Here is a 12,280-nt window from a genome sequence, read left to right as displayed (position 1 = left end):
TTACTCTCCCTGGTAACCCCTTGGTGTTACCATCTTTCCGTTTATGTTTCTGGTTTGTGAATTTCCAACAAATACGGTCGTAAACATATCCGTCTGTATCGTTAAGAGCTGTGACAGGGCGGTTACCTGTGCGGTTTCGCCCTCCCTGCCGATATTGCGCACAATGCCCGCAATTGTATCCGGCGAGCGGTGGCGCAGCAGAATCTCACAGGCCCTTTTTAAATAATCCTGCCGTTTTTTGCTTGACGGATTATAAAGGCAAATACAAAAATCCGCCGCCCCCGCCGCGTCAAGCCGCCGCTCAATCAGTTCCCACGGCGTCAGCAGGTCGCTTAAGCTGATCACGGCAAAATCATGAATCAGCGGGGCGCCCAGAAGCGCCGCGCCGCTGCATGCCGCGGTAATGCCCGGCACCACTTCAATTTCGACAGGGGGGAACTGCTGCGCCGTTTCATAAATCAGGCCCGCCATCCCATAGACCCCCGCGTCGCCGCTGCACACCATCGATACGGTCTCGCCCGCCGCCGCGTGTTCCAGCGCAAGGCGGCATCGTTCGGTTTCCTGCCGCATCGGCGTGGAAAGAAACGTTTTCCCCGGGAAATGTATCCGGATCAGATCGACATACACATCATAGCCTGCAATCACTTCGCTTTCCTCCAGCGCAGCCATCGCGTGCCGGGTCATTTCTTCCAGTCTGCCCGGCCCAAGTCCCACAACATAGATTTTTTTCATGGATAGATCCCTTCCGGCTTGCCTTCAAAACAAACCCTCCAATCGGGTGACGAAGCCGCCACGGTAACCGCGTCCCGGCTTTGCTTGCGGAAAAGGAGCGTACCTCCCCCGGCAAGCACTGCGGCCCGCTCACAGACATTATCCACGCCCGTAATTTTCCCCACAAATTCAGAGGCTGTAAACTCCCCTTCGACAGCCGCCAGCGTTTCCGCAGAAGCCGTCACAAGCGGCAGCCGGTATTTCTCGCAGAATGCACGGATACACGGCTCATTCGATTTGAGATCGATCGTCGCCAGCGACGCTACTGCCTCTATCGCGATACGGTTCTGCCTCAGGAAGTCAAGAACAGTGTGTTCAAATGCCTCTGCCGAAACATTTCTGCGGCAGCCGACCCCCACAGTCACCGTTTGAGGAACCGCGTGCAGCGTATGGAGAAACGGCTGAACCCGCGTATCCCAGGAGATGCAAAGCCCGAGGTCCCCGGAATCCGCGGCGGCCATTCCGTCCGGCAGGCTCCCGTCGATCAGGAAATCGCTGAAAACTCCCACCGTTTTGCCATCCAGAAGCGCGGCGGAAAGTTCCTTGGCATATTGCCGTTCACACAGACGCAGGCCGCAATCCTTCGCCCAAACATCGACCGCGAACCTGCCCTGCACATCGGTGGCGGTCGTAATGACCGGCGTTCCCCCGACCGCTTTCGCAACCGTGGCCGCCAAGGCGTTCGCCCCGCCGACATGACCGGACAGGAGCGAAATCACAAACTGCCCACGCTCATCCACACAAATCACCGCGGGATCTTCCAGCTTGTCCCTAATCAATGGGGCAATCGCCCTGACCGCAATCCCGCACGCCCCTACAAAAATGACGGCGTCCCCGCGGAACGCATGTGTTGTCCATTCCTGAAGGGAAGTCTGCGCGGCTGAATTCCCATGCAGAAGGCAGGCTTCCAATATTGTTTCCCCGCGATCGGACAGGCGGCCGGCTATGGCGTCCATAATGGCCGCACCGTTTCTGGAAAACGCAATCAGTGATACCGTCATCGGCCCGCCTCCCTAAATTCGGTGGAAAACGCGGGATCATACAATTTAGAACGCCCATAGCTCCTGCCTAAAAAATCCCCCACCAGAATCAGTGCAGTTTTGGAAATCCCGTGTTCTTTTGCTTTTTGCGGAAGCTGTGCAACCGTACAGAGAATCCGCTTTTCATCCGGCCACGATGCCTTATAGACGATGGCCGCCGGGGTTTCCGGGCTGTATCCGCCCTCAATCAGCTGTGCGCTGAGCTGCTCCGTCATGCCCGCGCTTAAAAAGACCACCATAGTGGATTGATGCGCAGACAGGCTTCTGATTTTTTCCTTTTCCGGCACCGGTGTCCTGCCCTCCATGCGCGTGATAACCACGGTCTGGGAAACATCCGGAAGCGTATATTCCGCGCCCAGCGAGGCAGCCGCCCCGCAGAAGGAGCTGACGCCGGGGGTGACGTCCCAGCTGACTGCGAGTTCGTCCAGCAGGTCCATCTGTTCCCGGATGGCCCCATAAATGGAGGGGTCGCCTGTATGCAGGCGGACGGTTGTTTTATGGTCAGCTTCCGCCTTTCTCATGGTATCTATGACCTGTTCCAGTGTCATTTGCGCACTGTTGTAAATTTCACAGCCGGGTTTCGCATTTTCCAGCAGCGCGGGGTTTACCAACGAACCCGCGTAAATGATGACGTCGGCCTCCCGCAGGAGCTGCTGCCCCCGCACAGTGATCAAATCAGGCGCGCCGCAGCCTGCTCCTACAAAATGTACCATCAGCGTGCCTCCCCATCTTTTACAACTACAATCGAAAAATAGTCGGAAGAAAAATCAGCGTCTTCCAGCGACTGGAACACCCGCTCGCCTTCCATCCCGCACCGCTGTACCATTTTGGTATGAGAGAGCAGGCCGCGTTTACGCAGTTCCTCCATCACCGCGGGCAGAGATTTTCCGGCTTTCATCAGGACTTTTGTACCGGGGCAGTCCAGCCCTTCTTCCAGTCCGCTGTAAGAGGCGGGCAGGATATGCAGCGGCAGATGGGGCTGGGTCAGCCCCTCCCCCAGACAGGCTGCCGCCGCGCAGAAGGAGGGGACGCCGGGCAGCATCTTTGCAGTAAAGCCTTGTTCCTTTACAGCGTTGTGCAGGTAGTTATAGGTCGAATAGATTGAACTATCTCCCAAAGTCAGGAAAGCAACATTCTTCCCAGCAGAGAGCAGCCCCGTCAGGAGCCCCACAGCAGCCGCGCGGGTACGGCGAAGTTCTTCCTGATCGCGCGTCATCGGCATGTAAAGTTCAACCACTTCACATTCAACGATCTCCGGTACGGCATGTCTGGCAATCTCATAAGCCACCCTGTCATTCTCATCGGAGGAGCGCGGGACTGCAAGCACATCGCAGGTTTTGAGGGTCCTGACCGCCTGCAAAGTCATCAGCTCCGGATCTCCCGGCCCTACGCTCACACCGTATAAAATACCACTCATTCAGGTTCCTCCGACTTTTTGAATTGTTTCAGCAGTTCCGGCGCTTCGGATGTTTGCCCCAGCATGCCGGATTGACTGGAAAACAGGATCACTCCTGTCTGCATCTGCCCCGCCCGGTGTTTCAGATGTTCTTCCATTTTTTGAAGCAAGGTGCGGACTACAGGTTCGGCCAGGCCCTGCTGTTTTAAGAGTTCCAGCGCGCGGTCGGTTGTCGGCGCGTCCATCAGCCCCCGCACCAGTGTCTGAGGAGCGCCGGCCATCGCCGCGTGCGCCGCGAGGATCTCCATCCTTGCATCGGCGGCACGGGAATGGGTTTGAAAGATACCGCCTGCCAGCTTGACCAGTTTTCCGATATGGCCAACCAGCAGCACTCCCTGAAAACCCAAGTAGGCCGCGTAGTCCAGCGTATCGCCCAAAAAGTTGCTGCACAGCACCGAGCGGGACAAATTCAGGCCGAGCATCTTCTTCGCAAATTCTTCTCCATAATTGCCCGGCGTAACAAGGACCGGCGCATCCGACGCCGCCCTGAGCATGTTCAGTTCCGTTCGGATCGTATCAAGCAGAGCCGCTTCGCTCATTGGCTCCACGATACCGGTCGTCCCGAGAATCGAGATTCCGCCCTCGATGCCAAGGCGGGGATTATACGTCTGCCGCGCAATTTCTTTCCCGCGCGGCACAGATACCGTCACATCCGCGCCTCGGCGGGTGTCCTGCCCAAACGCCCCGGCGAGCACTTCCCGGACGCTTTGCACGATCATCTGCCTTGGAACGCGGTTGATTGCGGCGGCGCCGACAGGCTGGTCAAGGCCCGCACGCGTAACGCGGCCCACTCCCTCTCCGCCGTCCACCAAAATTTCTCCGCTGCTGTTCAGTGAAACTCTCACGTAAATCAGCGCGCCGTCCGTTGCGTCAATGTCATCCCCGCCGTCTTTCCGGACAGCGCAGCTCGCACTGTCAGAGTGTATGTGCGCATCCTCGACTTCGAGCCGCAGACAAACGCCTTTTGGCGTTCTGATAGAAACATGGTCTACCGCCGCACCTGTCGCAAGCATCAGCGCCGCGGCTTTTGCGGCAGCTGCGGCGCATGAGCCGGTGGTATAACCGCAGCGCAGTTTTTTCCCCCCGTTTACCACAAATCTGTCCGGCAAAGCGTCTCACACCCCTTCCGCGCAATCAAAAAGCCATTCGGAATCAATTCCCGAATGGCTGAAATTTCTCACCTGCCGGCATGCAACACAAAAAACGGCTGCATGCCTGAAAAATCAACGCTCCGGGGAAACGCAGAGCCTCGCTTGCATCATACGGACGGGTATTCTGGCTTATGCTTCTCTGCTCGGGCTAGCCTTCCCGAGAACATCCCAGTGGCATCACAAGCCTTCACTCCACACTCACAGCAGCGTCCCTGCGCGGGATTTTCACCCGCTTCCCCACTTCACGTACAGTTATAAACAATCCATGATACTCGTTTACTAAAACTTGCTAAAAGTACTATTCAAATTTTAATCGAATCACTTGCAAAAGTCAAGTGAACTGCGTAGGATGCAGTAACACGATTTGAAGGAGGAAGCAAAATGACGATTGTCCCTTATCGCCGTGACAGCGCTGTCCAATATGCGGAACACTGGGCGTTTGACCGCAACCCAAGATTTTTTTCATTCGACGGCATGGGCGGAGACTGCACGAATTTTATTTCCCAGTGCATCTACGCCGGAAGCGGCATTATGAACTATCAAAAAGATACCGGCTGGTACTTTAATAACTCACGTGACAGATCTGCCGCATGGAGCGGCGTCCCGTTTTTGTATCGGTTTCTGACGCAAAACCGGTCGGTCGGCCCATTTGCCAGCGTAGTAAATGCCGACAATATCCAATTGGGAGACGTTATCCAGCTTGGAAATGAGGATGACAGGTGGTACCACTCGCTTTTAGTTACGGGAACCGACCCGATTGCGATCTCTACCCACACGTATGACGCGCATCTGCGTCCGCTCTCCAGCTATACATTCGCCCAGGCCAGATATCTGCATATTGAAGGCGTCCGGCGCTGGTAAATTTTCTGAAGGTATCTTGAAGTACGGAAATTTTTTCTGTAAAATAGTCCTATCATTCGGACGAAATTTGATATGCGCGGGTGGAGTCCAGAGGAAATTTGCATACGCTCCTGTCTTGGAGTCAAAACTGAATACAGTCAAGCGAATCGTCACAGGAGCTGTTAGGAGGGCTTTACATTGAATTGGTACAGTGAGAAGCAGAAAAACGTCATCTCAGAACTGGGTACAGACGCTGTACGCGGCCTCTCGCCGGAAGTGGCGGGAGAACGTCTGGGAAGATTCGGCCCGAACAGGCTGAATGAAAAACCGCCCCTTACCTTTTTTCAGCGCCTGATTGCCCAGATGAAGGACGTGATGATCGGTATCCTTCTGGCTGCGGCGGCGGTTTCGTTAGGCCTCAGTATCTATCATGCCGTCAACGGGCAGGAAGCAGACTGGATCGAACCAATTGTCATTGTACTGATTATCCTGATCAACGCGATTCTGGGCGTTTTGCAGGAAAGCAAGGCGGAAGCCGCACTGGAGGCGCTCAAACAAATGTCGGCGCCGATGGCCCGCGTGATCCGTTCCGGTACGGTTACCTCTGTCCCCTCCTCACAACTGGTTCCCGGCGATCTCATCTCGCTGGAAGCAGGCGATTTCGTTCCCGCCGACTGCCGGCTGACAGAGTCCGCCAGCCTGAAAAGTGACGAATCCGCGCTGACCGGCGAATCGGTGCCTGCTGAAAAAAACGCGGGCACCGCAGTCAAAGAGGACGCGCCCTTGGGCGACCGTGTCAATATGGTCTATTCGGGCTGTGCCATCTCCTACGGGCGGGGTACCGCCGTCGTGGTGGAAACCGGCATGCACACGGAGATGGGCAGGATTGCGGCCATGCTGGAGAACGCGGGAACAGAGAATACCCCTCTCCAGCGCAAGCTGGCCCAGCTCGGAAAATACCTCGGCTTTTTGGCGTTGGGCATCTGCGCAGTCATTTTTGCGGTCGGGCTGCTTGAACGGCTGCCGCTGCTTGAGATGTTCATGACCGCGGTTTCCCTCGCGGTAGCCGCTATCCCGGAAGGGCTGCCCGCAATTGTGACGATCGTACTGGCCATCGGCGTGCAGCGGATGGTTGCAAAAAATGCAATCATCCGGCGTCTCCCCGCTGTAGAAACCTTGGGAAGCGCGTCAGTGATCTGCTCCGATAAAACCGGAACGCTTACACAAAACCGTATGACGCTGGTGAAAGCGTACGCAGGCGGCGAGATCGAGTCCCTCGACGGCGGACTTTCAGGCAAAATTTATGACCTGATCAAGCTCGTAACGCTTTGCACCGACGGCAGTGTTGAACTGATAGACGGAAAAGAAAAGCATATCGGCGATCCGACGGAGACCGCGATCGTCGCCTGCGCCCTGAAAAACGGGCTGGCGAAAGCCGAACTCTTCAATGAATTCCCGCGGGTCGGTGAAATCCCGTTTGATTCCGACCGAAAGCTGATGACGACGGTAAACCGGATCGACGGGCAGCTGTACGCAATCGTAAAAGGTGCTCCTGATATTTTGATGGAGCGGTGCACGGTCGGAGATATCCCCGCCGCGTTACAGGCCAATGAAGCAATGGGGCGCGATGCGCTGCGGGTGCTCGCGGTCGGGTTCAAACTCCTGGAACAGGTTCCGGTTCTGTTTCTCCCCCAGGAGCTGGAAAGCGGGCTGACCTTTGCGGGGCTGGTGGGTATGATCGACCCGCCGAGGCCGGAAGTGGTTGCGTCTATCCGGGAATGCGACGATGCGGGTATCCGGACTGTGATGATTACCGGCGACCATGTCGTCACCGCTTCGGCGATTGCAAAGGAACTCGGAATTTTACAGGAGGAAAGCGAAGCGGTGACCGGAACACAACTGGCGGCGATGAGCGATGAACAGCTGGCGGCGAATATCCGCCATTTCCGTGTATACGCGCGCGTCACCCCATCGGATAAGATCCGGATCGTCAGAGCATGGCAGGACGCCGGCGAAGTGGTTGCCATGACCGGCGACGGCGTAAATGACGCCCCCGCGCTGAAAGCGGCCGATATTGGCTGCGCGATGGGTATCACAGGCACCGACGTGGCAAAGGGCGCCGCGGATATGACCCTGACGGACGATAATTTTTCCACCATTGTCACCGCCGTGCGGGAAGGGCGCGGCATCTATGACAATATCCGCAAAGCGGTACACTTTTTGCTTTCCTGCAACTTCGGAGAAATTGTCACCGTATTTATTGCCATGCTTCTGTGGAGAGAATCGCCTCTGCTCCCGATCCAGCTTCTCTGGGTAAACCTGGTGACGGACAGCCTGCCTGCTTTGGCCTTGGGCATGGAGCCTGTGGAATTTGACGTCATGAAACGGCGGCCGCGTGCAAAGAATGAGAGCATTTTTGCGCACGGCGTCGGGGTAATGGCTGTTTTGCAGGGGATTATGATTGGAGCCCTCACCTTGTTTGCTTATTATATCGGTACGCGCACGGCGCTTGCCAACGCCGGCCTCCCGCTGGGTGAGACCATGGCCTTGGCAGTCCTGTCGATCTCCCAGCTGGTACACGCATTCAACATCCGGTCCCGCCATTCCCTTTTTAAAATCGGTATCTTTTCCAACAAATACATGGTGGGCGCCTTTATCGCCGCCATTCTGCTGATGCTGTTCGTGCTGTGTGTTCCGTTCATGCAGCTGATTTTTGAAGTCATTCCGATGAACGCATCCGAGTGGATTATGGTAATCGGGCTTTCTTTGCTACCGCTTGTGATTATGGAGGCAATCAAGGGGATTTCTTATCTGTTCAGATGGCGCTGAATTGTATAGAAAAGAGATACCGGAACAGGCAAGCCTGTTCCGGTATCTCTTTTTATGCTTCGAAACTTTTTCTTGACAACGATTCAGGTGCGTTGTATTATTGTATCAAATCACTAATACAATAACAAAGGAGGAGGCCTGCTTGACCTGGGAATTCAAAAAAGACCGTCCAATTTATGCGCAATTGATTGAGCAGATAGAGCTGAATATTATCTCCGGCCTGTGGGGGCCCGGTGAACGTCTCCCGTCTGTCAGAGATCTGGCCGCGCAGGCCGCTGTGAATCCGAATACCATGCAGCGCGCCTTGTCGGAACTGGAGCGTGACGGTCTGCTGTATACCGTCAGAACCAGCGGACGTTTTATAACGGAGGACGGCAATATGATACAAAAGTTAAAAGACAGCCTGGCAATGGTTGAAATTCGGGAGTTTTTTGAAAAAATGTCTAAACTGGGCTTTGACCGTTCTCAAACGATTCGAATGCTGGAAAACGCAGCAAGGGGGGAAAAGTAATGGAACCGATTTTGGAATGCCGCGCAATCAGCAAATGGTATGGCGCGAAGCTCGCGCTGGACCGTTTGGATTTAACGATTCCGCGCGGGAGGATCATTCGCCTGCTGGGGCCGAACGGGAGCGGCAAAAGCACCCTGATCAAGCTTTGCAACGGGCTGCTGACCCCTACGGGCGGTGAGCTCCTGATAGGCGGGAAAGCGGTTGGGCTGGAAACCAAAAAAATTGTTTCCTATCTGCCGGAACGCACCTATCTGAACAGCTGGATGCGGGTACATGAGCTCATCGCATTCTTTAAGGATTTTTACGCGGATTTTAACGAATCAAGGGCATATGACATGCTGTCCCGTCTGAGCATCAACCCAAAAGACCGCCTGAAAACCATGTCAAAAGGGACAAAGGAAAAGGTTCAGCTGATTTTGGTCATGAGCCGGGACTCACAGCTCTATCTGCTGGATGAACCGATCGGCGGTGTGGACCCGGCAACGCGTGATTATATCCTCAACACGATTTTGAGCAATTACAACGAAAACGCCACGATCATCATCTCTACCCATCTGATTGCAGACATTGAGCAGATTCTGGATGATGTCATATTTGTCAATCAGGGGCATATTGTTCTGACTGCTTCTGTGGACGAAATCCGCGAACAGAAAGGCATGTCGGTTGACGCCTTATTCAGGGAGGAATTCAAATGCTAGGGAAACTGATTCGTTACGAGATCAGCGCCACAGGCCGCCTGTTTCTGCCTTTTTACGGCGCGTTGATCGTTTTCGCGCTGATCAATAAGTTATTTTTTTCGTTTGATACGCCGGTGCCGGATTTCATTGCCAACGTAACGATGGCAACCTATATCATCATCATTGTTGCGATCGTCGTGCTGACCTATCTTGTCATGATCCAGCGATTTTATAAAAACCTGCTTTCCGACGAGGGGTACCTGATGTTTACCCTGCCGGTGAAATCCTGGCAGCATATCGCCAGCAAGCTTGTGGTCGCGGTGATGTGGACGATTCTCAGCCTTCTGGTTACCCTGTTTACCATCTTTCTGATGGTGTTCAACAGCGAAATGATTCCTCATATTCAGGAACTGGTGGCAGAGGTTCAGCAGGAATTTGCTCCGCTGAATCATGCTGCAATAGTTTCTCTGTTCCTGCAACTGAGCGTGACAGCTTTGATCAGCAGCGTTGCCACCATCCTGATGATCTATACTTCCATTGCAATCGGGCACTTGTTTGGTAAGCATCGTGTTCTTGCGTCGTTCGGCGCCTTTCTGGGAATCAATTTTGCCATCCAAAGCGCGTCCTCGCTATTCATGGCATTTATTATGCCATCCACGATTGAAAAACTGGATGAGTTTGACGGCGCATTTGTTGAAATAATGAACCTGCTTCAGGGCCTTTTCCAAATCAGCAATGTCATAAATATCCTTTTATGCGCTGTTTTTTTCCTGGTAACCAGTTATATTCTGCAGAAAAAATTGAATCTGGAATAAGCATAAAAAGCATTCGATAACAAGCAGCTAAAAACCGGGTGGATCATTGACAATCCACCCGGTTTGTGTTATACTTCAATTTACGCAGTTAAGATGTATTTTATAAATTATAAATATCTAAAACTATCATAGCACATTTTTTCTGTTTTGTCAACCCCCTGTTATCGCCGGCTTTCTGCATTTTACAAAGCCTTTCCATGCAAAATTCAGACCGGCAAACTCTTTATGAAGGAGAATCTTGGATGAGCAACCTTACTTCTCTGCTCCGCGGCGAAAATAATCTTCCTTCCAGGCGAAGCATGGACAGCCTTCTTCAAACCAACGAAATATCCAGCCAATACGGGCTCACTCTGACACAGCAGGATGTCGTGAAACTGGTTCAGATACGGAACGAAGCACTGCGCGGTTATGGGCGATTAGAATTCGGCGCGGGAGTGCTGAACCGTCTTGCCCTCGCATTTTGTGATTCCCCGTATGTCAGTTCAGACACTTACGCGGATATCCTTGCTGAATTGACGGAGCTGTTTTATCAGACGAAAAGTGAATCTCTCGAGCGGATGCCGGACGATCTGGTCATCGACCGGATGAAAGAGGCGTTTAACGGGGCCTGTGAAGGCTCTCTGAAAAGTCTTGCAATTGTAATGGACACAATTGCCTATAATATCCGGGTATATGGCACCGAAACCGCGCCGGAAGCGGAAGAAACAGAGCATACGCATGATTGTGGCCATGATCATGGCCCGGATGAAAGCGATGAGGAATCCGAGTTTTCGTTTGGTGAGGGTGAGGAGGACGGAAATTGGCGAACAGTGAGATTTTAAAGCACTCTGCAATTGATCCGGAGGCAATTGAGGATAAACAGTTTACCGCTTCCCTGCTGCAGGAAATGGTACGCACAGGATTGGCCGATCAAACATTTGCTGATTTTTTCCAGAATCAGCTTTTAGAACTGCTGAACAGTCAGCTGAAAAAAATAACAAATAACAAAAGCAGTTCCGTTCCTGTCGAACTGGCAGATGATTTAATGGACGGAATCGCTTATTGCATAGACACCGCGCTTAAATCTCTCCCGACGCTGGAAGAAAGCGCTGCGACGCTGCACAGCCAGTCCGTTCAGTCGCTGTATGAGTTGGGCACGGAGCAGCTGGACAAGCATGGAAAAGCCTGTGTCGCCCTGTTGTCCCGTGCCCGCGCAACCCGCCTGAAAACAGCGAATCAGGGCTATCAGCTGGTTCTGGATGTCACATTTCCTGATTTTATTCGCAGCTGGAAAACAAATCCTTTTCCTCATGATTTCGAAGTGATCACAGAATATCCGCTGGCAGTCGAACCGGCTGAAAGCGGGATTGCCGGGGTGCACAAGCGCCTGTCCGCCCTTGCGCTTGAGAACCGTTTTTGCGCCCGTTATCCTCAGGAAACCGTTGAATCTTTACTGGGAGGATATGCCGACGCTCATCGCGTCACCGCCGCAGACGCCTATATCAATTTATTCACACTATGCCTGCAGAACCTTCTTCTAAATAAGCTGCTGGGGCGGGACGGCCTGCTGCTTACCGAAGACGAACGCACCCGGCTGGAACAAAAGCTGCGTCCGCTCAGTCCCTGCCAGCGGGCGGAGCTCATCAGGTACACAGCGGAGTTGTTTTTAAAAGAAAGTGCTTTGGAGTATCCGAAACTGGAAGATTATATCCGGCGGGCAGCGCTTGATTTCGCAAATCTGCTCAATTCGGCAGGCGGAACTCTCGTGGAACTTTCCGTTATAACCCCGGCTGCGCGCAGCCTTGTCCATACCGATGGTGAGCGTTTGGAGGACGACGCGTTTGCTTTGGTTGCCGAAGAGGTTATGCTGGCCGAAACGGCAAAAGAAAAAGTGCAAATTCTGCAAAGCGAACTGCGCAGTCTGGAAGACCTGACCGACTTACTGGCATCCGGCTCCATTTTCGAGGACGAATTCGAACAGCTGTACGCCTTGTTCGATCCCGTTACCCTTGCAATGCTGCTGTCCGTATCCCCCGTTACGCTTACAGGCCAAACACTCACAATCCAGACAGACCTCGAGTGGCAGGCCGCGCTTGTTTCCTATCTGAACCAGATGGATGAGCAACAAAAAGCGGAGATTCTCTCGATTTATCATTCCGCAGTGGAATGAATACAAAAAAGGAATGCTGGAAGGCGCGGTTCAATTGGGCA

Annotated in this window: 12 protein-coding genes and 1 riboswitch; of the genes, 7 read left to right on the top strand and 5 right to left on the bottom strand. The window is 53.6% G+C overall.

The window, feature by feature from the left end; all coding sequences use genetic code 11:
- The 5 genes from cobJ to cbiD are packed head-to-tail and all read right to left on the bottom strand — an operon-like array spanning window position 1 to window position 4,376.
- Window positions 1-732, bottom strand: a complete 732-nt coding sequence (cobJ, locus tag C1A10_RS15835; RefSeq protein ID WP_101911173.1) for a precorrin-3B C(17)-methyltransferase — start codon at window positions 730-732, stop codon at window positions 1-3.
- Window positions 729-1,772, bottom strand: coding sequence for a cobalt-precorrin 5A hydrolase (locus tag C1A10_RS15830; RefSeq protein WP_101911172.1), 1,044 nt, complete (start codon window positions 1,770-1,772; stop codon window positions 729-731). The genes cobJ and C1A10_RS15830 overlap by 4 nt, the downstream gene beginning before the upstream one ends.
- The gene (gene cobM / locus C1A10_RS15825; protein WP_101911171.1) at window positions 1,769-2,524 is read right to left on the bottom strand and encodes a precorrin-4 C(11)-methyltransferase; all 756 of its coding nucleotides are present in this window, start codon (window positions 2,522-2,524) and stop codon (window positions 1,769-1,771) included. The genes C1A10_RS15830 and cobM overlap by 4 nt, the downstream gene beginning before the upstream one ends.
- On the bottom strand, window positions 2,524-3,228 hold the full coding sequence (gene cobI, locus C1A10_RS15820) for a precorrin-2 C(20)-methyltransferase (protein ID WP_101911170.1): 705 nt from the start codon (window positions 3,226-3,228) through the stop codon (window positions 2,524-2,526). The genes cobM and cobI overlap by 1 nt, the downstream gene beginning before the upstream one ends.
- Window positions 3,225-4,376, bottom strand: coding sequence for a cobalt-precorrin-5B (C(1))-methyltransferase CbiD (cbiD, locus tag C1A10_RS15815; protein ID WP_101911169.1), 1,152 nt, complete (start codon window positions 4,374-4,376; stop codon window positions 3,225-3,227). The genes cobI and cbiD overlap by 4 nt, the downstream gene beginning before the upstream one ends.
- A 139-nt stretch (window positions 4,377-4,515) precedes the next feature.
- Window positions 4,516-4,700, bottom strand: a riboswitch (cobalamin riboswitch).
- Between the two features lie 99 nt (window positions 4,701-4,799).
- Between cbiD and C1A10_RS15810 the strand changes: the two genes are divergently transcribed.
- The 7 genes from C1A10_RS15810 to C1A10_RS15780 all read left to right on the top strand — a co-directional run bounded on the left by C1A10_RS15810 (window position 4,800) and on the right by C1A10_RS15780 (window position 12,239).
- Complete coding sequence (locus C1A10_RS15810; RefSeq protein WP_101911168.1) at window positions 4,800-5,279, top strand: amidase domain-containing protein; 480 nt, start codon at window positions 4,800-4,802, stop codon at window positions 5,277-5,279.
- Between the two features lie 177 nt (window positions 5,280-5,456).
- Entirely contained in the window at window positions 5,457-8,087 is a 2,631-nt protein-coding gene (locus C1A10_RS15805; protein WP_101911167.1) for a calcium-translocating P-type ATPase, PMCA-type, read from the top strand.
- Window positions 8,088-8,229: 142 nt separating this feature from the next.
- Window positions 8,230-8,598, top strand: coding sequence for a GntR family transcriptional regulator (locus C1A10_RS15800; protein WP_101911166.1), 369 nt, complete (start codon window positions 8,230-8,232; stop codon window positions 8,596-8,598).
- Window positions 8,598-9,296, top strand: coding sequence for an ABC transporter ATP-binding protein (locus C1A10_RS15795; RefSeq protein ID WP_101911165.1), 699 nt, complete (start codon window positions 8,598-8,600; stop codon window positions 9,294-9,296). The genes C1A10_RS15800 and C1A10_RS15795 overlap by 1 nt, the downstream gene beginning before the upstream one ends.
- Window positions 9,290-10,090: a hypothetical protein gene (locus C1A10_RS15790; protein WP_101911164.1), complete on the top strand. Its 801-nt coding sequence runs from the start codon at window positions 9,290-9,292 to the stop codon at window positions 10,088-10,090. The genes C1A10_RS15795 and C1A10_RS15790 overlap by 7 nt, the downstream gene beginning before the upstream one ends.
- A 242-nt stretch (window positions 10,091-10,332) precedes the next feature.
- Window positions 10,333-10,911 carry a DUF6323 family protein gene (locus tag C1A10_RS15785; RefSeq protein WP_101911163.1) on the top strand — a complete coding sequence of 193 codons (579 nt, stop codon included), beginning with the start codon at window positions 10,333-10,335 and terminating at the stop codon, window positions 10,909-10,911.
- Complete coding sequence (locus C1A10_RS15780; protein WP_101911162.1) at window positions 10,890-12,239, top strand: DUF6179 domain-containing protein; 1,350 nt, start codon at window positions 10,890-10,892, stop codon at window positions 12,237-12,239. The genes C1A10_RS15785 and C1A10_RS15780 overlap by 22 nt, the downstream gene beginning before the upstream one ends.
- Window positions 12,240-12,280 lie beyond the last annotated feature (41 nt).

This window comes from Marasmitruncus massiliensis (genome assembly GCF_900186535.1).
Taxonomy (GTDB): Bacteria; Bacillota; Clostridia; order Oscillospirales; family Ruminococcaceae; genus Anaerotruncus; species Anaerotruncus massiliensis_A.
Note: the sequence above shows the minus strand (reverse complement) of the source record. Positions and strands in the feature narration are given on the sequence as shown.